The sequence below is a fragment of the Micromonospora sp. NBRC 101691 genome (assembly GCF_030269285.1).
Taxonomy (GTDB): domain Bacteria; phylum Actinomycetota; class Actinomycetes; order Mycobacteriales; family Micromonosporaceae; genus Micromonospora; species Micromonospora echinospora.
Window position 1 is genome coordinate 123,510 of sequence record NZ_BSTB01000004.1, and the last position, 18,408, is coordinate 141,917.

20 protein-coding genes are annotated in these 18,408 nt (G+C 74.0%); 1 reads left to right on the top strand and 19 read right to left on the bottom strand.

Annotated features, from left to right (window positions below):
* Positions 1 to 26: 26 nt before the first annotated feature.
* The 12 genes from QSK20_RS09355 to QSK20_RS09410 all read right to left on the bottom strand — a co-directional run bounded on the left by QSK20_RS09355 (position 27) and on the right by QSK20_RS09410 (position 11,277).
* Entirely contained in the window at positions 27 to 1,385 is a 1,359-nt protein-coding gene (locus QSK20_RS09355) for a hypothetical protein (RefSeq protein WP_285788185.1), read from the bottom strand.
* A complete protein-coding gene (locus tag QSK20_RS09360) occupies positions 1,385 to 2,356 on the bottom strand; it encodes an alpha-ketoacid dehydrogenase subunit beta (protein WP_285788186.1) in 972 nt (323 codons plus the stop codon). Before QSK20_RS09360 ends, QSK20_RS09355 begins: the two co-directional genes overlap by 1 nt.
* Complete coding sequence (locus QSK20_RS09365) at positions 2,356 to 3,327, bottom strand: thiamine pyrophosphate-dependent dehydrogenase E1 component subunit alpha (protein ID WP_285788187.1); 972 nt, start codon at positions 3,325 to 3,327, stop codon at positions 2,356 to 2,358. Before QSK20_RS09365 ends, QSK20_RS09360 begins: the two co-directional genes overlap by 1 nt.
* Positions 3,327 to 4,121, bottom strand: a complete 795-nt coding sequence (locus QSK20_RS09370) for a DUF3050 domain-containing protein (protein WP_285788188.1) — start codon at positions 4,119 to 4,121, stop codon at positions 3,327 to 3,329. The genes QSK20_RS09365 and QSK20_RS09370 overlap by 1 nt, the downstream gene beginning before the upstream one ends.
* 2 nt (positions 4,122 to 4,123) lie before the next feature.
* Positions 4,124 to 5,059, bottom strand: a complete 936-nt coding sequence (locus QSK20_RS09375; protein WP_285788189.1) for a phytanoyl-CoA dioxygenase family protein — start codon at positions 5,057 to 5,059, stop codon at positions 4,124 to 4,126.
* Entirely contained in the window at positions 5,056 to 6,147 is a 1,092-nt protein-coding gene (gene hppD / locus QSK20_RS09380; RefSeq protein ID WP_285788190.1) for a 4-hydroxyphenylpyruvate dioxygenase, read from the bottom strand. The genes QSK20_RS09375 and hppD overlap by 4 nt, the downstream gene beginning before the upstream one ends.
* A gap of 66 nt (positions 6,148 to 6,213) precedes the next feature.
* Entirely contained in the window at positions 6,214 to 7,449 is a 1,236-nt protein-coding gene (locus QSK20_RS09385; RefSeq protein WP_285788191.1) for a beta-ketoacyl-[acyl-carrier-protein] synthase family protein, read from the bottom strand.
* Positions 7,446 to 9,062, bottom strand: a complete 1,617-nt coding sequence (locus QSK20_RS09390) for a class I adenylate-forming enzyme family protein (protein ID WP_285788192.1) — start codon at positions 9,060 to 9,062, stop codon at positions 7,446 to 7,448. The genes QSK20_RS09385 and QSK20_RS09390 overlap by 4 nt, the downstream gene beginning before the upstream one ends.
* The gene (locus QSK20_RS09395; protein WP_285788405.1) at positions 9,017 to 9,550 is read right to left on the bottom strand and encodes a beta-ketoacyl synthase chain length factor; all 534 of its coding nucleotides are present in this window, start codon (positions 9,548 to 9,550) and stop codon (positions 9,017 to 9,019) included. Before QSK20_RS09395 ends, QSK20_RS09390 begins: the two co-directional genes overlap by 46 nt.
* 131 nt (positions 9,551 to 9,681) lie before the next feature.
* The gene (locus tag QSK20_RS09400) at positions 9,682 to 10,767 is read right to left on the bottom strand and encodes a beta-ketoacyl-[acyl-carrier-protein] synthase family protein (RefSeq protein WP_285788193.1); all 1,086 of its coding nucleotides are present in this window, start codon (positions 10,765 to 10,767) and stop codon (positions 9,682 to 9,684) included.
* Positions 10,760 to 11,005 carry an acyl carrier protein gene (locus QSK20_RS09405; RefSeq protein WP_285788194.1) on the bottom strand — a complete coding sequence of 82 codons (246 nt, stop codon included), beginning with the start codon at positions 11,003 to 11,005 and terminating at the stop codon, positions 10,760 to 10,762. Before QSK20_RS09405 ends, QSK20_RS09400 begins: the two co-directional genes overlap by 8 nt.
* Positions 11,005 to 11,277 carry an acyl carrier protein gene (locus QSK20_RS09410; protein WP_285788195.1) on the bottom strand — a complete coding sequence of 91 codons (273 nt, stop codon included), beginning with the start codon at positions 11,275 to 11,277 and terminating at the stop codon, positions 11,005 to 11,007. The genes QSK20_RS09405 and QSK20_RS09410 overlap by 1 nt, the downstream gene beginning before the upstream one ends.
* Before the next feature lie 18 nt (positions 11,278 to 11,295).
* Between QSK20_RS09410 and QSK20_RS09415 the strand changes: the two genes are divergently transcribed.
* Positions 11,296 to 12,012, top strand: coding sequence for a 4'-phosphopantetheinyl transferase family protein (locus QSK20_RS09415; protein WP_285788196.1), 717 nt, complete (start codon positions 11,296 to 11,298; stop codon positions 12,010 to 12,012).
* On the opposite strand, the gene QSK20_RS09420 is transcribed toward QSK20_RS09415, so the two are convergent.
* The 7 genes from QSK20_RS09420 to QSK20_RS09450 form a co-directional block, all read right to left on the bottom strand.
* Positions 11,910 to 13,301 (bottom strand): class I adenylate-forming enzyme family protein, encoded by a 1,392-nt coding sequence (locus QSK20_RS09420; RefSeq protein WP_285788406.1) that lies wholly within the window; start codon positions 13,299 to 13,301, stop codon positions 11,910 to 11,912. The two genes, QSK20_RS09415 and QSK20_RS09420, sit on opposite strands and share 103 nt — an antisense overlap.
* A gap of 371 nt (positions 13,302 to 13,672) precedes the next feature.
* Positions 13,673 to 14,029: an antibiotic biosynthesis monooxygenase family protein gene (locus QSK20_RS09425; protein WP_285788197.1), complete on the bottom strand. Its 357-nt coding sequence runs from the start codon at positions 14,027 to 14,029 to the stop codon at positions 13,673 to 13,675.
* Entirely contained in the window at positions 14,026 to 15,282 is a 1,257-nt protein-coding gene (locus QSK20_RS09430; protein WP_285788198.1) for a beta-ketoacyl synthase N-terminal-like domain-containing protein, read from the bottom strand. The genes QSK20_RS09425 and QSK20_RS09430 overlap by 4 nt, the downstream gene beginning before the upstream one ends.
* Positions 15,279 to 16,553, bottom strand: coding sequence for a beta-ketoacyl-[acyl-carrier-protein] synthase family protein (locus QSK20_RS09435; RefSeq protein ID WP_285788199.1), 1,275 nt, complete (start codon positions 16,551 to 16,553; stop codon positions 15,279 to 15,281). The genes QSK20_RS09430 and QSK20_RS09435 overlap by 4 nt, the downstream gene beginning before the upstream one ends.
* Entirely contained in the window at positions 16,550 to 16,948 is a 399-nt protein-coding gene (locus QSK20_RS09440; RefSeq protein WP_285788200.1) for a cupin domain-containing protein, read from the bottom strand. The genes QSK20_RS09435 and QSK20_RS09440 overlap by 4 nt, the downstream gene beginning before the upstream one ends.
* On the bottom strand, positions 16,941 to 17,705 hold the full coding sequence (locus QSK20_RS09445) for an SRPBCC family protein (RefSeq protein ID WP_285788201.1): 765 nt from the start codon (positions 17,703 to 17,705) through the stop codon (positions 16,941 to 16,943). Before QSK20_RS09445 ends, QSK20_RS09440 begins: the two co-directional genes overlap by 8 nt.
* Positions 17,706 to 17,837: 132 nt before the next feature.
* Positions 17,838 to 18,176 carry a TcmI family type II polyketide cyclase gene (locus tag QSK20_RS09450; RefSeq protein ID WP_285788202.1) on the bottom strand — a complete coding sequence of 113 codons (339 nt, stop codon included), beginning with the start codon at positions 18,174 to 18,176 and terminating at the stop codon, positions 17,838 to 17,840.
* Positions 18,177 to 18,408: the final 232 nt, after the last annotated feature.

Genomic DNA, 18,408 nt, shown 5'->3' on the forward strand with positions numbered 1-18,408 from the left:
GGCGGACCGGCGTGCCCCACGAGTACTCAGTCGACCAGCAGGATGCCGGAGAGCAGGACGCCCCGGGAGAGGTTCAGCACGCCCTCGCAGCCCGGGAAGCCGGACCGGACACACGCGTTCGCCAGTTCCCGCCCGAACAGGTACGGCGCGATGCTGTACGGCACCTCCTCGGTCACCGTCTCCCCGGTCTCGATGTGCACGAAGTCCATCGGGACCACGTCGGCGTGGGCGTACTCCTGGAGGATGTAGCCGCCCCGGTCGACGCCCCGACGCAGCGCCGCACGCCAGGTGTCCGCGTCGGACTCCCGGCCGATGACCACGTCCACGCCGGCCGAACCGTCGGCGGGCTTGGAGACCAGGTCGTGCTGGCCGGCCACGGCCGCGTCGTACCGGTCGGCGGTGAGCAGTTCGGTACGGGGCAGGTGCCGACGGACGATCGCCTGGTCGTTCGCGTCCAGACCGTCCAGGTCGGACCAGAGCCAGGCGAGCAGTTGCTTGTTGCCGAGCAGCCAGGCCGCGCCGGAGGTGAACGCCGGCAGCCGTCCGGAGAGCACCAGGGTCTCCAACGCGTCCAGGCCGGGACCACGGGTGACCCGGTTGAGCACGAAGAGCCGGAAGACCCCGTCGACCGGTCGGCCGGCGACCAGCGGGCCGCCGTCGTCGGCGACGCTGACCGAGGTGACCGCCTCGATCGGCATCACCAGGCCGAACCGCGCGGCCCGCTCGGTGACCGGGGCGAGCACCCGCCGCATCAGGTCCGGGTCGTCCAGGCCCGGGTAGTCGGCCTCGAAGTCCAGCAGCAGCGGCACGACCGCCCCCTCGGGCAGCCCGAGCGTGGAGCGGATCGCCGCGAACCGGGTGTCCATCGCGGACGGGGCCGGCCGCATCGGGGCCGCGTCGAGCAGGCCCCGCTCCCGGTAGACCCGGGTGAACCGGTCGAGCACGGTGTCGGCGTCCAGGACCCCGCCGATGCTGCTGTCGATGTTGAACTCGACGACCCGGGGCACCCCGCCGCTGAGCAGCACGTCGGGGCGGACGGCGGCGAGCAGGTGCGCGCCGAGCGGCTCCTCGGTGGGCAGCATCCGGGTGTCGACCGGGTCGACGCCGAGCAGCCCGGCCAGCTCACCGGCGGTGCGGGCCCGCCGCTGGGCGGCCTCCAGGAGCAACTGGGCAAGCCGGTCGACCACCGCGACCATCACCCGGTAGCTCTCCGCGGTCAGGACCGGCGGCCGGGCCATCCGCCACTGCTTGTTGTACGTGGCCCGGCCGTGGAAGATCTCCGCCCAGTTCTCGGCGCCGGCGGCCACCATGCCGGCACGGACGGACTCCGGCAGGTCGAACCACGCCTGCCCGGCGGCGGGCCAGTCGTACGTCGCGTCGATCATCATGCGTCCTTCGTGACGTGGTGGATGGCGGCGGTGAGCTGTTCCCGGCTGGGCTGCACGGCCCGGTCCAGGACCTGCGCGAACGGCAGCACCGCGCCGTCCGGGCGGGTGACCCGGGCCGGGGGCGCGACCATCGGGACGCGTTCGGCCATGGTCGCGATGATCTCCCCGGCGATGCCGCAGGAGCGGTTCGAGTCGTCGACGACGACCAGCCGGCCGGTCCGAGCCACGGACGCGGCCAGCCCGTCCCAGTCGAACGGGTAGAGGGTGCGCGGGTCGAACACCTCCACCGACACCTGGCCGGCGAGGTCCTCGGCGACGGCGAGCGCGTCGTGCACCAGGTGACCGACGGCGACCACGGTGACGTCGGTGCCGGGACGGCGTACCGTGCCCACGCCGAGCGGCACCGGGGCGAGGGCGGCGAAGTCCACGTCGGCGCGGACGCCGAGCGCCCCGGCCGGGGCGAACACCACCACCGGGTCGTCGTGCCGGATCGCCGAGACCAGCAGCCCGTACGCGTCGGCCGGGGTGGCCGGGACGACGGTGGTGATCCCGACGTGCGCGAAGAGACTGTACGGGTGGTCGGAGTGCTGCCCCGCCCAGCCGGTCCGGGACCCGGAGCCGGGCACCAGGTAGGTGACCGGTGCGGCGCACTGCCCGCCGGTCATCAGCGGGAACTTGTGCGCGTGGTTGACGATCTGCTCGAAGACCAGGAACAGCAGGGACGGGATCTGGAACTCGATCACCGGGCGCATCCCGGCCAGGGCCGCGCCGGTGGCGAAGCTGGTGAACGCCTGCTCCGAGAGCGGGGTGTCGAGCACCCGGTCCGGGCCGAACCGCCTGAGCAGTCCGGCGGTGACGTTCGACGCGCCGACGCGGATGTCCTCGCCGAGCAGGAACACGTCCTCGTCGCGGGCCAGTTCGTCGCCGAGCGCCCGGTTGAGCGCCTTGAGGTACGACAGCCGTGGCATCAGTGGCTCCCCGCCCGGGCGACCAGCCCGCTCGCGTACAGGTGGTCCAGCGCCCCGGCCGGGTCCGGTTCGGGGCCGGCGAGGGCGACCTCCACCGCCCCGGCAAGCAGCGCCTCGACCTCGGCGTCGACCCGGTCCCGCACGTCGGCGGCGAGCCGGTCGCCCTGGATGGTGACCGGGTCGCGGGAGCGGCCCCGGGCCACCTCGCCCGCGTCGCGGTAGTCGAGGCGTACCGCGTGTTCGAAGGTGTGGTGGGCGTCGAACCGGTAGGTGCGGGCCTCGATCAGCTCCGGTCCACCGCCGGCGCGGGCCCGGGCCACGGCGGCGGCGGTGACGTCGCGGACCGCCTCCGGGTCCTGGCCGTCCACCACGGACGCCCGGATGCCGAACGCCTCCGCCCGGCCGGTGATGGTGCCGGCCACCGCGCCGTCGACCGGCATGGTGGTGGCGTAGCCGTTGTTCTCGCAGACGAACAGCACCGGCACCCGCCAGAGGGCGGCCAGGTTGAACGCCTCCAGCAGCATGCCCTCGTTGACCGCGCCGTCGCCGAAGAAGCTCACCCCGACCTGGTCGCCGCCGCGTCGGCGCAGCGCCCAGACCGCCCCGGTGACGATCGCCCCGGAGGCGCCGACGATGGCGTTGGCGCCGTAGACGCCGACGCCGAAGTCGGCGGCGTGCATCGAGCCGCCCCGGCCCCGGTTGAGGCCGTTCTCCCGACCGCACAGCTCGGCGAGCATCCGGGCCGGGTCGGCGCCCTTGGCGAGCACGTGTCCGTGGCCGCGATGGGTGCCGGCGACGATGTCGTCCGCCCGGAGGGCGCCGCAGACACCGGCCGCGACGCCCTCCTGCCCGAGGTACGGATGGATGCCGCCGACGATCGCGCCGGAGCGGACGAGGTCGATCGCCCGCTCCTCGAAGCGTCGGATCAGCCGTACGGTCCGGTAGAGCCGGACCGCCTCGGGCTCGGCCACTATCCCCGTCCCTCCTTGACGGCGGCGAGGATGTCGTCCCAGAGCCGGGCCCGGGCGGCGAGCGCGGTGTTGACCGTGTCGGCGCACTCCTGCCACTTGGTGTCGTCGTCGCCGCACAGGTCGGCGAGCATCTGCATGGCCATCGGGGTGTGCTGCTCCCCGTCGACCTCGATGTGCCGCTCCAGGTAGTCGACGAACTTGTTGAGCTTCTGGCTGCGCTCGTTCACCGCGACGACCTGGGTGAACATCTCCGGGATGAGGTCCTCCCGGCCGAACGCGAAGGCCGCCGCCTGGCAGTGCACCGGGGTGTTCTCGATGATGTTCCAGGTGGTCCCGGCGAACGCCGCCGACGGGGCGGGCACGCCCGCCTCGGCCAGCGCCTCGGTCACGCCCCGTCCGGCGCGCAGCAGGTCGACCAGGTTGTCGACGGCGGTGGTGTCCGCGCCGGCCTCCCGCATGCCCTGCACGTACAGCTCGAAGTGGCTGATGTAGCCGTCGCCGAGCTCGTCGCTCTCCTCCACCATCACGATGTCGTTGATCAGGCGGCGGCTGCCGGTCGGCCCGGTGGGGATCCACGGGACCGTCACGCAGGTGAGCTGCCGCTGGAGCGACTTCAGCAGGGACATGAAGTCCCAGACGGCGAAGACGTGGTGCTCCATGAAGGTGACCAGCGCGGCGTGGGTGTCCAGGTTGGCGTAGAGCGGGTGCTGGACCACCACGTCCCGGCGCGCGGTGACCGCCTGCTCCAGCCGTTCGATCCCCGGGTGGGTCTTACCCCAGTCGTACCGTGACATTGTCAGCCTCCTTGCTGGGCGCCAGCGCGCCAGATGACCGGGCAGAATTCGGGGTCGGCGTAGTCCGGCCGCCCGTCGGCGGTGCGGCGGACCAGCACGTCGTGGTTGTACGCGGCGAGCGTGCCGTCGGAGAGCGGGTACTCCCGCCAGCCGTTGTCGCCGTCCTGCAGATGCAGCGAGACCGCCCGGCGCGGGCGTCCGCTGACGTTCGCACCGCTGCCGTGGTAGGTGCGGCAGTGGTGGAAGCTCACGTGTCCTTTAGGGATGACCACGGGGACCTTGCGGATCTCCGCGCCGTTGTGGGCCGCGTTCTCGGCCAGCATCACCTCGAGCTGGCTGCGGTCGCGGTCGGCGAAGTGGCGCACCACGGTGTCGTCGGCGCCGATCTCCCGCCAGCGGTGCGAGCCGTCGACCATGGTGATGGTGCCCATCTCCTCGCCGCAGTCGTGGAACGGGATGAACGCGGTGAGCATGTTCTCCGACGACGAGGACGCCCAGTAGTGCTTGTCGAAGTGCCAGGGCACGATGTTGCTCGGCTCGCCGGAGATCGGCGGCTTGTAGATCAGCGTGGACTGGAACACCCGGATCTCGTCGGCCCGGGCGAGCCGGGCGGCGACCGCGCCGAGCAGCGGCTTGCGCAGGATCCGGCTGAGGGCGTCGTGCTCGTGGTGGACGTAGTCGTTGTGCCGCTGCACGTCGCCCCTGGCCGGCTCCCAGTAGGCGAGCTTCGGCGGGCGCACCGGCAGCCGCCGGTCCCGCTCGCCGGCGTAGTACCGGTCGGAGGCGGCGACGAGCTCGTCGACCTCGGCGTCGGTGAAGAGCTTCTTCGACAGGTACCAGCCGTGTTCGGCGTAGAAGGCGACGTCGTCGTCCGAGGGGAGCAGTGCCTCCTCCTCGGCGGTCAACGCCGGGGTGATGTCGGTCGTGGTCGTGGTCATGCCCCCACCTCCTGGGGAGCTGCCGCAGTGGCGGCCAGCTCCCGTTCCTTTGCCTCGTAGAGCGCCTTGATGTTGCCGCTGCCGAAGGTGAGCGCCCCCCGGCGCTCGATCAGCTCCAGGAAGAGCGTCCGGCGGACGTGCATCGACTCGGTGAAGATCTGCATCAGCTGGCCGGCGTGGTCCCGGTCGACCAGCACCCCCAGGTCCCGCAGCCGGTCGATCGGGGCCTGGAGCCGGCCCACCCGCTCCTCCAGGGCGTCGTAGTAGCTGCCCGGGGTGCCGGCGAAGCGGACGCCCCGGGCGGACAGCTCCTCGACGGCGGCGATGATGTCGTCGGTGCGCAGCCCGAGGTGCTGCACCCCGGCGCCGGCGTGCTGGGTGAGGAAGGTGTCGATCTGCCCCGGGCGGCGGGTCACGTCCGGCTCGATGATCACCAGGGTGACCTGTCCGGACGGGCTCTGCACCACGCGGGAGTGCATGCCCTGGCCGGCGACCTCGATGTACTCCTCGAAGATCTCGGCGAAGCCGAAGACCTCCCGGTAGCGCCGGATGGTGTCGTCGAGCTGGCCGGGCGGCACGCAGATCGCCAGGTGGTCGATGTCGGTGAGCGGCCCGCCGTCCGTCCCGGCCGGGACGGGCAGCATCTCGACCGCGCCGGGCAGGAACTCGCTCCGGTCGCCGTCGCGCTGCACCAGGCGGTGCCGTACGTCACCGAAGCCGCCGACCTCGGCGACGACCACCGTGGCGTCCGTGCCGGTGAAGGCGCGCGGCGCGCTCACCCCGGTCGCGCCCCGGGCCAGCAGCTCCGCGTACGCCCCGGCGGCGTCGTCGACCTCCAGGGCCACCACGGCGATGCCGTCACCGTGCCGCTGCACGTACGTCGCGGCGGGGTGCTCGGCGGTCAGCCCGGAGGTGAGCACCATCCGGACGTCGGCCTGACGCAGCAGCAGCGACCGCTGGCCGGTCAGCCCGGTCTCCGGACCGCCCTGCCCGCAAAGGTGGAAGCCGACCGCCGTGCCGAAGTAGAAAGCCGCCTGTCGGGCATCCCCCACGAACATCTCGATGTGGTCAATTCCACGGATCTCCATTGCTCAACCTCTCCACAGATCCCCCGTGAGGTTCGGACCGGGCGTCTCGCCCGGGTGCTGCGTCGATCACCTCCCCGGCCCCGCCCGGCCGATCAGCAGGCTGACGTTCTGCCCGCCGAAGCCGAAGGAGTTGGACAGCGCGTACTCCGGCGCGGCCACCCGGGCCTCGGCGCGGACGTGGTCGGCCGGGCAGTCCGGGTCCGGGTCGTCCAGGTGGTACGTCGGCGGCAGCAGCCCCCGCCCGAGCGCCAGCGCGGTCACCGCCGCCTCCAGCGCCCCGGAGGCGCCGAGCAGATGCCCGGTGAGCCCCTTGGTGGAGCTGACCGGCACCGCGCCGGCACCGAAGACCGCAGCCAGCGCGGTGGTCTCGGCGACGTCGCCGAGTTTCGTGCCGGTGCCGTGCGCGTTGACGTAGCCGACGGCCGTCGCGTCGACGCCGCCGCTGGCCAGGGCGCGGCGCATGCTCTCCGCCGCGCCGGCGCCGTCCGGGCGGGGCGCGGTCGGGTGGTGGGCGTCGGTGGTGACGCCGTACCCGGCGAGCGTGGCGTAGCCGGTTACCCCCCGGGCGGCGGCGTGGTCGGCGCGTTCCAGCACCAGCAGCGCCGCCCCCTCGGCGAGGACGAACCCGTTGCGTCGCCGGTCGAACGGACGGCTCGCCTCGGTCGGGTCGGCCCAGCCCCGGGCCAGGGCACGGGCGTTGCCGAAGGTGTCGGCGAAGGTCGGGAAGAGCGGCGCCTCGCTCGCCCCGCAGAGCACCACGTCGGCCTCGCCGGAGCGGATCAGCCGGACCCCGTCGGCGACGGCCTGCGCGCCGGACGCGCAGGCGGTGCCGACCGACGAGGCGTAGCCACGGATGCCGTGGGCGATGGCGATCCGGGCCGCCGGCATGTTCGGCAGGATCCCGGTGAGCAGGTACGGGCTCACCGCCGCCCGGCCCCGTTCGGCACGGGCGACGGCCTGCGTCTCCAGGGTGGCCATACCGCCGACCCCGCCGACGATCACCCCGATCCGGCCCGGGTCGACGTTTCGTCCGACCTCGATGCCGGCGTCGGCGAGCGCCTCGGCGGCGGTGAGCAGCGCCAGCACCACGGTCCGGTCCAGCACCCGGGTCTCCGGGCCGGAGGCGACGGTACGCGGGTCGACCTCCGGCAGGAACCCACCGACCTCCACCGACGCCTCGGCGGGGTGTCCCGCCGGGGGCCGGCCCAGCCCGGAGCGCCCGGTGGTCAACGCGTCGAAGGTCTCGGCGACGCCCCGCCCGGCGGGGGTGAACAGCCCCATCCCGGTGATCAGCACCGTCATGACGGTGTCTCCGTCAGGTACCGCTCGCGCAGCACCACCTTGCGGACCTTGCCGGTGACGGTGACCGGGATGTCCTCGGCGCCGACCGGCACCACCCGCCGCAGGGTGGGCCCGACGTCCGGGCCGAGCGCGGCGCGCACCGCCTCGGTGCGGTCGGCCGTCGGGTCCGCCCCGGCGGCCAGTTCCAGCAGCACGTCGGTGACCACGCCGTCCGGCTCGCGGACGATGACCGCGGTGCAGTCGACCACGTCGGGGCAGGCGGCGAGGATCCGTTCCTCGCTGAGCGCGGTGAAGAACCGCCGCCCGTCGCCGGCGTCGACCGAGTCGACCGCCCGGTCCAGGTGGTAGTAGCGGCCCTCGTCGTCGGCGTACACCAGGTCGCCGGTCAGGTACCAGCCGCGCAGCCGGGACCGGTAGGTGGTCACCGAGTCGTTCCAGTAGCCCCGGAACAGCGACGGCGAGTCGATGCCGAGCCAGCCGACCTGGCCGGGCGGGAGCGGGTTGCCCTCGGCGTCGAGGACGGCCACCTTCGTGAACTGGTACGGGCGGCCGACGCAGCGGCCGTACCGGTCGGTGTCGGCGCGGTGGGTGACGTGGAACATCGAGTGTCCCATCTCGCTGGAGCCGAGCCCGTCGATGAAGACCGAGCCGGGCACCCGCCGCACGCCCTCGCGGGTGACGGTGTCCCGGGAACCGACCGCGACCAGTTTGCGCACGTGCGGCTCGTGGGAGCAGTCGCCGGTGTTGAACCAGAGCCGCACCGAGTCCAGGTCGTACCCGGTCAGGTCGAAGCGGGCCAGCTCCGCCCAGGTCACCGAGAAGCCGAACACGCCGTCGGGCCGCCAGCGCTGGATCGCGTCGAGCACCCGTTCGCCGTTCTGGTCGGAGAGCAGGAACATCTCCGCGCAGTTGCCGAGGGCCTGGTTGACCATCAGCACGGTGGCGGTGTGCGGGGCGGGCAGCGCGTTGAGGATCCGGCTGGTGCCCTGCGCCTGCGGCATGGTGAGCAGGTGCCGGGTGGCGGCGAAGAGACTGGCGTGCGAGTGCAGCACCGCCTTGGGGATGCCGGTGGTGCCGGAGGTGTGGGTGATCACGACCGGGTCGTCCGGGTGGTGCCGGTACGGCGTCCCGACGGCGTCCGGGTCGCCGGCGCCGGCCTCGGCAGGCTCGCCGATCAGCGGCGCGCCCAGGTCGTGCCCGGCGAGCAGGGCGGTGTGCTCGGCGTCGGCGAGCACCCCGGCGGCCCGCAGCCGACGGATGTACTCGGCGGCGATCTCCGGGCGCAGCTTGCCGTTGATCAGCGCCGGGATCGCCCCGACGCGGGTCAGCGCGAGGTAGCTGAGCACCATGTCGGCGGCGGTGCCGGCCCAGACCGCGATCGGGTCGCGGGGGCCGACGCCGTGGGCGCGCAGCCAGGCCGCGCGGGCGTCGACCATCCGGTCGAGCTGGCCGAGGGTGAGCGGTGCTTCGGCCGGGTGGCCGTCGACCGGCGTGTCGAAGGTGAGGCCCGGCCCGTCCGGGTCGGCGCCGTGCGCCAGCACCCGGGCCAGCACGTTGCCGGCGCCGATCAGGTCGTCGGCGGCGAGCCGTCCGCGAAGTCCCCTGGAACGCATTCCGTTTCTCCTTGCCCCAGCAGCACCGCGACCGCGTGGTCGCCGTCCGCCGTCTGTTCGATGAGGACCAGCAACGCCTCGTCCGCGTCGCCGTCGTGCAGCAGCAGGTCCGCCTCGGCGGTCGCGTCGGCGCGGGGGTCGCCGGTGGGGCTCAGGCACACCACCGGCCCGCCGAGTCCCCAGCGCGCGGCCACGTGCCCGGCGACGCTGTTCGGCACGGACTGGAAGAAGAACAGCGGGCCCGGCCGGCCGCCGGCGGCCACGGTGTCGTGCACGTGCGCCGCGCTGGCCCGGTCGCCGCTGGCGCTGACCAGCAGCACCGCGGTCCGCGCGCCGACCGGCGGCGGGGCCGGCGCGTCGCCGTGCCGTCGGGTCAGACAGCGGTCGGCGACCGCGACGACCAGCGGCGGGAACGTGGAGTGCACGAACCCGGGCACGGTCGGTGGAGTGGCGTCGCCCGGCTCGGGCCAGCAGGCCTCGGCGAGCACCCGCAGCCGGCCGGGCCCGCCCGCGGCCTGCCGTCCGCCCGGCCCGTCGCCGGCCGGTCGCCCGGCGGTCGGGCCGGCGGCCGTCGCGGTCGTGCCAATGGTCGTCGCGGTCGCGCCGGTGCTCGTCGCGCTCATGCCGCACCGACCAGCAGGGCGGTGTTCGCGCCGCCGAAGGCCGCGTTCAGGCTGAGCGCGTACGGGGTCGCCGCCGGGCGGGGCGCGTCCAGGACCACGTCCAGGGGGCACGCCTCGTCCGGGCCGAGGAAGCCGGCGTTGACCGGCAGCTTCCCGTGCCGTACGGCGAGCACGGTGACCACCAGTTCGAGCAGGCCGGACGCCTCCAGGGCGTGCCCGTGCAGCGCCTTGGTGGAGCTGACCGGCACCCGGTCGGCCGCCGGGCCCAGCGCCAGCCGCAACGCGTTCGCCTCGGAGGCGTCGCTGAAGCCGGTGCCGGTGGCGTTGGCGTTGACGTACCCGACCGCCTCGGCGGGCAGGTCGGCGCGGCGCAGCGCCGCGTCCACCGCGCGGGCCAGGCCGCGCCCCTGCGGGTCGGGCCGGCAGGCGTGGAACGCGTCCCCGGCCCGTCCCCAGCCGAGCAGGTCGGCGAGGGGTCGCCGGGCGAGGGTGGCGGACTCCAGCACCACCGCCGCCACCCCGTCGCCGAGCAGCAGCCCGGTGCGGCCGGCGCTGAACGGCCGGACCGTCCCGTCGGTGGCGAGCGCCCGGCCGGCGTCGAAGAGCGCGTACTGGTCCGGTTCGACCAGGTAGCCGGCGGCGACCACGACCCGGTCGACGTCGCCCCGCCGGATCAGCGCGGCGGCGTCGGCGACCGCCGTACTGGCCGACACGCAGGCGGTGGTGTAGACCCGTCGCCCTCCACCGATCCCGGTGCGCCGGGCCAGGCCGGCGGCGAGCGGGCCGGCGGCCGGTCCGCCGTGCACGGCCAGCAGCAGGGCGGCGGCGGCCCGGTCGGCGGCGGTCAGGCCGGCGTCGGCGCAGGCGGCGTCGACCGCCTCGGCCAACTCGTCGGCGAGCGGACCGACGTCGGTCCGGGTCGCCGCCCGGTCCACCCGCCGGGCGGTGGTGTCGAAACGGGACACCGGCCCGAACGCGGGTTCCCCGGCGAGCACGCCGGCGAGCTGCGCCTCGGCTCCCCGGCCGAGGGCGCTGGTCGCGTGGACACCGGTGATGCGGGCGACGGCACGCCGGTCAGCCATCTGCGGGGGCGGTCAGCCAGGCGCGGAAGACCTCCTGGGCGTCGTCGACGGTGCGGATCCCGGCGAGCTGGTCGTCGGTGAGGTCGAGGCGGGTGTCGTAGCGTTGCTCGACGAGGTGCACCAGCCAGGCCAGCTCCATCGAGCCGAGCCGCTCGGGCACCTCGGACGCCGGCCGGTTGGTCAGTTCGGCGAGCATCTCGACCAGTTCCGCCCGTTCGGGGCCGGGGCGGGCGGTCATCAGGCGACGTCGCTTGTTGTGGCCTTGGCGGAAACCCGGTCGGCCACCATGCGGGTGAACTCGCCGACCGTCATCAGGGCCAGTTTCTCGTTCTCGTCGTCGGCGAACTTCAGGCCGTACCGGTCCTCGACGCGCACGGCCAGGTCGGCCAGGGCCAGGGACTCCAGGTCGACGCCGGCGGGGCCCAGCGTGGTGTCGTCGTCGATGTCCTCGACGTCGTAGTTCATGTCCGTCAACTGCTCGATGACGAAGGTGCGGACCTCGTCGGACATGGGGTTAACCTCTTTTCCGTGAACCAGTTACCGGTGCCCGGTCGGGACGCCGTGTACGTGTGGATCAGCCGTGCCTTCGACGGTCAGCCGGAGGTGACGCGGCGGCTGCTGGTGAGTGCGGGGGTGGCGCTGCTCGGCCGCGACGGGGCGGAGATCTCGGTGGAGCGGGACGTCCGGGGTCGTCCCCGGGTCCGGGGCGGCGGCGTGGAGCTGCCGGTGAGCGTGAGCAACGTCGACGGGGTGGTGGCCGTGGCCGCCTGCCGGGACGCCCCGGTCGGGGTGGACGTGGAGCGCCGCCGGCCGGTCCCGGCGGTGGCGCTGGCGCGACGGTGGTTCGAGCCGGCCGCCGTGGCGTGGCTGCGCGGTCGGCCGGACGCCGACCGGTCGGCGGGTTTCCTGCTGCTCTGGACGGCCAAGGAGGCGGTGGGCAAGGCCCTCGGCGTCGGCCTGCGCGACGGCGGGCTGACCCGCCCGGTGCCCCGGCCGGACGGGGCGGGGCCACTGCTGCGTCCGGTGCCCGGCGTCGGTGGCCTGTGGGTGGGTCACCCGCCGGCCGGGCCGGAGCTGGTGCTCGCCGTGGCGGTCGGCGGGGCACCGCGCGAGGTCGTCGTGGTCGACGCCGGGGCCGCCGGTCACGGGGTGGCCGCCCGCAGCACCTCGGTGGCCCGGACCAGCTTGCCGGTGGTGGTGCGGGGCAGTTGGTCCAGCAGGTGCAGGGTGCGCGGACGCTTGTAGCCGGCGAGCCGCTCGGCGAGTTGCTTGTCCAGGGCGTCCTCGGTGAGGGGGCCGTCCGGTTGGACGTAGGCGGTGATGCCGTTGTCGTACACGACGACGGCGGCGGCCACCCCCGGCAGGGCGGCGACGGTCGCCTCGACCTCGGTGAGGTCGACCTTCAGGCCACCGACGCTGACCTGTGAGTCGAGCCGTCCCCGCACGGTGACCAGCCCGGTGACCGGGTCGACGGTGCCGGCGTCGCGGGTGCGCAGCCAGCCGTCGGCCCACCGGGTCGGGTCGGACGGTCCGACGTACGGCGAGGCCGGGCAGCTGATCAGCAGCTCACCGTCGACCGCGCGCACCTCGATGCCGGGGGCCGGCGTGATCGACGGGCGGTGCCGGCCGTACAGGTCGGTGCCGATGACGCCGACCTCGGTCATTCCGTACATGTTGCCCAGCGGCACACCGTGCCGGTCGGCGAAGGCCTGCGCGACGGCGGCCGGCACCAGCTCGCCGCCGGTGGTCATCCGCCTGAACTGCGGCAGCGGGGCCGGCGGTCGGGTGGAGGCGAGCAGACCGATGTGGAACGGCACACCCAGGACGGTGGCCGGTGAGTCCTGTGCGGCGATGGCGGCGAGCACGGCGTCGCCGCTGAGCCGCTCCGGCGGCACCAGCTCGACCCGGGCGTGCAGCCCGTAGAGCAGGCCGCCGACCAGCCCGAGCACGTGCACCATGGACGGCAGCAGGATGATCCGCTCACCGGGCCGGGCGACGCCGTCGATCTCGGTGTAGCGGCGTACCTCGGCCACGAGGTCCTCGGCGGTGCGTCCGATGACCTTGGACGGTCCGGTGGAGCCGGAGCTGAGCTGGACGACCGCGTGCGCGCTGCCGGCCGGGCGGTCCGAGTAGGCGGTCAGCCCGGCGGTGACGTCGACGAAGACCCGCAGCGCGCCGCCACCGACACGCACCGGCGCGACGACCACCTGCGGGTGGAGGCGTTCCAGCGCGCGGTCGACCTCGTGGTCGGTGAGCCGGTGGTCGAGCAGGACGGCCTGGCCGCCGCTGCGCCAGACCGCCAGCAGGTGGACCACGTAGGACAGTGACGGCGGCAGGCGCAGCGCGACGGCGCCCCCGGGGCGCAGCCCGGTCCCGGCGAGGCGGGCCTGCGCGTCGGCGACCAGCCGGCGCAGGGCGCCCCGCTCGACCGGTTCGGGCAGTCGCAGACAGACGTCCGTGGCGGGGCCGGCGAGCAGGACGTCGTCCACCCAGCCCGCATCCGTCGCCGCAGGATCTTCCGCCGAACGCATCATCGTCACCGCCGTCCAGCGCGCAGCACAAAACAGGGCGTATACGCCCATCCAGTGCGTCTGATTGGTTGTTGCCGGGAACCCTACGACAGCCGTCCGAGGCGTGACCAGATGCGAATGGCTAGATCAATTAGAGCGCCGGACCCTATTGCCGGAAGCCGGTCGGCACGGCAGGATCGTCCAGCTGAGCACCCCTGGGGCGGCCGTCCCTTGTGACCGTCCGATCAGGCAGGCGGCACCGATCGCACGACTGATCGGCATGCATCGTTGTCCTGCCGGTCGACGGACGACGCCGGACGGATGCCGGCGGACGACGCCGCGTCGGAGCGCGGTGGACCGGTTCGGGCACACGGACGGGCCCGGCGGTGCCCGCCTCACCAGTGGGCGACGTCCACCTCCGCCGGCACCGCGCAGACCGCCTCCGGCGCGGGGGTCTGCGCGTGCACCAGGAACCGCAACGACCGCGCCTCGGTGAAACACTCCCGCATCGGCCGCAGCAACTCACGGTGCCCGGCACTGCGCTCCCACGCCTCGAAATCGGCCAGGGTCGCCCACTCGCTGGTCACCAACCACTGCTCCGGATCGACGGCCGACCGGCAGACCTGGTCGACCAGGTGCCCCGGCACCCCGTTGACCTGGTGCCGCACCAGCTCGTACGCCTGGAGGAAATCGGCGGTCCGCTCCACCGCCACCCGCACCAGGAACAGCACACGTGCCCGTCGTTCGATCATGGTCCCCCGCTCCCTTCCCCAGATGGCTGCGCCCCGCGCAGCACCAGTGCGCTGTTGAACCCGTCGAAGCCGCGGGCGCACACCACCGCGACCCCGGCCTCCGGCCGCCGTGGCCGGCGCAGGAAGTCCAGCTCGCAGCCGTCCGCCGGGCGCGCCGGCCCGGCGGAGGCGGGCAGCTGGTCATGATGCAGGGCGAGCAGCGCGGTCGCCACGTCCAACGCCGACCCGCCCTGGTGGGCCCGCCCGGTGAGCGGCTTCTGCGTGCTGACCGGGGGTGGCCGGGTGCCGAACACCGCCCGCAGCGCCTCGGCCTCGGCCCGGTCGTGACGCGGCGTGCCGAGGGCGTCCGGCAGCACCACGTCCACCTCTTCCGGACGCGCGCCGGCCCGACCGAGGGCCAGCCGGACGGCCCGGGCGTACTGGACCGGGTCGCCGCCGCTCTCCGCCGTGGTGTGCGCCGCGTCGTGGGTGGCGCCCCAGCCGCTCACCTCGCCGTAGATCCGCGCGCCCCGGGCCAGGGCGTGCCCGTGCTCCTCGACCACGAAGACCGCGCCGCCCTCGGCCGGCACGTACCCGCTGGCGTCGACGTCGAACGGGAGGTAGGCGCGCTCCGGGTCACCGACCGGACTGAGCAGTCCGGAACGGAGCTGACAGGCCAACGCGTACGGGCTCAGTGGACACTCGGTGGCCCCGGCGATCACCACCGGGGTGCCCCGGCGCACGGTACGCACCGCGTGCGCCAGACTGTCCAGCCCACCGGCGGACTCGGTGACCAGCACCCCGCTCGGTCCCTTGAACTGGTGGTGGATGGAGAGCTGCCCGACGCTGGCCGCGTAGAACCAGGCGATCGACTGGTACGCCCCGACCGTGCGGGACGACCCGCCCCAGAGCCGTTGCAGTTCCCGCTGCCCGAACAGGTTGCCCCCGGAGGAGCTGGCCAGGGTGACCGCGTAGCCGTACGGGTCGGGGGCCCGCGCCGGCAACCCGGCGTCGGCGAGCGCGAGCGCCGTGGCGGCGAACCCGAGGTGCGTCCAACGGTCGGTCTGCACCAGCCGACGGTTGTCGGCGTACCGGGCGGCGTCGAAGCCGGACACCTCACCGGCGATCCGGGTCGGGTACCGGCCGTCCGGGTCGAAGAGGGTGATCGGCCCGGTCACCCGGGTGCCGGCGGTCACCGCGCGCCAGTGCGCGTCCACGCCGATGCCGCTCGGGGCGACCACCCCGATACCGGTGACCACCGCCCGGGGGCTCACTCCCGCACCGACCCGGAGAGCCGGCGGAACACCAACGCGGACTGGAAGCCACCGAACCCGCTGCCCACCGAGAGCGCCACGTCGACCGGCAGTTCCCGGGCCACGTTCGGCACGTAGTCCAGGTCGCACTCCGGGTCCCGGGTGCTCCAGTTCGCCGTCGGGGGCACCACCCCGTACTCGATGGCCAGGGCGCACGCGGCCATCTCGATCGAGCCGATCGCGCCGAGCGAGTGCCCCACCATCGACTTGATCGAGCTGACCGGCACCCGGTACGCGGCCTCACCGAGCGCCCGCTTGAACGCGGCGGTCTCGTGCCGGTCGTTCTGCCGGGTTCCGGAGCCGTGCGCGCTGACGTACGACACGTCGGCCGGGTCGATCCGGGCCTGCCGCAACGCGTCGGTGATGGCCAGCGCCATCTCCACCCCGTCCGGGCGCAGCCCGGTCATGTGGTAGCCGTTGCTGCGGCTGGCGTACCCGGCCACCTCGCAGTAGACGTGCGCGCCGCGCCGCCGGGCGTGCCCGGCCTCCTCCAGCACCAGCACGGCCGCCCCCTCGGCGAGGACGAACCCGCGCCGGTCGTTGTCGAAGGGCCGGGAGGCGTGCGCCGGGTCGTCGTTGTCCGGGCTGGTCGCCTGGATCGCGTCGAACGAGGCCACGGTGACCGGGGAGATCGGCGAGTCGGAGGCCCCGGCGAGCACCACGTCGGCCTCGCCGTCGACGATGAGCTGGTGGGCGTAGCCGATCGCGTCGATGCCGGAGGTGCAGCCGGTGGAGACCACCTGGGCCGGACCGTGCAGCCCGTGCCGGCACGCCACGTCCGCGGCCAGGCTGCTGGGCACCAGCGCCTGGTAGAGGTACGGCCCGGCCCGGCCCGGGTCGACCAGCCAGTGCGCGCCGTGGTCGCTGATGCGAACGTACTCCTGTTCCAGGGCGGTGGTGCCGCCCACCGCCGAGCCGAGCACGACCCCGGCGGCGTCCCGGAGCGCGTCGGTCAGCTCCAGCCCACTGTCGGCGAGCGCCTCGGCGGAGCAGGCGAGCGCGAACTGGACATACCGGTCGGCGCGGCGGCGTTCGTCGAGCGTGATCCCGGCGGCGTCCGGGTCGAAGTCGCACTCCGCGGCGATCCGGGAGCGGAACGGGGACGGGTCGAAGAAGGTGATCCTTCGGGTGGCGGTGCGCCCCTCGGTGATCGTCTTCCAGAACCGGTCCCGGGTGGCGCCGCCCGGAGCGACCACCCCGACACCGGTCACCACCGTGCGGCGCCCGGTCATGGCGTCGCCTCCACGACCTCGGTGTCGACGTGCCCCAGCTCCGGTCGGGGCGCCAGCGGCCCGAGGTGGAACACCACCTCGGCCGGTTCGTCGCCGGTGTTGCGCAACCGGTGCCGCACGTTGACCGGCACGAACAGGGCCTCCCCGGCGGCGAGCGGCACCGGCCGGTCGTCGAGGTCGACGGTGATCGCGCCCCGGGTGACGTAGAGGAACTCCTCGCTGTAGGGGTGGTAGTGCTCGGCGATGCGCTCGCCCGGCAGCAACGCCGCCACCCCCATGAACCCCGAGGTGGAGCCGACGGTCTTCGGTCCGAGCAGCACCCGCAGCTCCGCGCCACGCCGCCGGTCGGCGGGAACGTCGTGGGCCGCGACGACCCGGTCGGCGGTCTCACTCATCGTCGTCCCCCTCCAGTCCCCGACGCCGGGCGATCAGCTCGACCTTGTCGCGGATGATCGCCATCTGCTCCCGGGTGCCGGCGTTGAGCCGGTCCTCCATGCCACGGTCGTCGACGGGCGCGTCGGGCCGCAGGTGGAAGTCCTGGACCCAGGTCATCCGGGTGCCCCCGTCCGGCGTGGTGTCGTAGCGCCAGTGCAGGCGCATGTACTCGAACGGTCCGGTCTCCACCCGGCGCGCGTGCACCTGCCAGGTGTCCGGGTCGGCGGTGCGTTCGCTGACCCAGCTCCACACCGTGCCGTCCGGGTCGGGATGCATGGTCAGCCGGAACCGCACCGTGTTCCCGTCCCGGTGGAGCACCTCCACCGAGGCGTACTCGGTGAACAGGTCGGTCCAGTTCGCCACGTCGTTGGTGAGGTCCCAGACCAGCCGCCGGGGCGCGTCGATCACGATGCTGTTCTCCGTGTGGCCGGGCGGGTCGACCGGCTCCGGGGAGTCGGGCGGGTCGCCCTGCTCGGCGACCAGGTCGGCGACGGCGGGAATGCTCAGGTGGCCCGTCTCGGTGGGGATCCGCGCCCCGTACCGGTCGGCGACCACGGCCTGCAACTCCAGCAGGGCCAGGGAGTCCATGCCGAGTTCGGCCAGGGAGGCGTCGGGGGCGCGGGACGCGGTGTCGGGATCGAGCCCGCAGTGCGCGACCAGGATGTCGGTGATCTCGGTGGCCAGGGCCGCTCCGGCCGGTCCTCGGGTGACGGTCATGGTGATCCTCTCAGCTGTGGGCCGCAGCCACGGCGACGTTCGCGCCGGGCCGGTACGGGTGCGGGGTCGTGCCGTCGGGCACGCGGGCCGGGGCACTCGCGGGTCACCCCGACGCGGGTCGGCCGGTCGCGGTCACGGCCGCCGCCCGTCCCCGTTGGCGTCCCAGCGGTAGAAGCAGCGCGCCATCGCGTCGCGGGGAGACCGCCAGGTCGGCAGGTACGGCGAGACGTACGGCCGCAACCGGTCGCTGATCCGGGTGAACTCGGGGTGCCGCCGGGCGGTCTCCACCGCGCCCTCCCCCGCCTGCTCGGTCTCGAGCAGGTGCACGTAGAGGTCGTGCAGGCGGTACAGCGACCGGTGCCGGACCCCGGCCAGGCGCGGCAGTTCCGTCGCGTCCGACTCGGCGAAGATCTCGGCGACCCGCGGCTCCGCGGTCGGCAGCACCTTCGCGACGATCAACGAGCGGTCCATGGACACCCCTCCCGGTGGCGGACGCCGGGCCGCACGACGACCGGGCGGCTGCCGACACGATGCCGAGGGCAGCGTCATCGGAGCGTCACCACAGACCGTCCACTCGCACCCCACCTCAGTGACGCTGGGTTGACGATGGACGAGCAGGATGCGTCCCGGACCCACCGGCCAATCGGGAGCGGCTATCGCATAACCCCAGGTCAGAGACGGTTTCGGGAACGCTTCCAAGGAG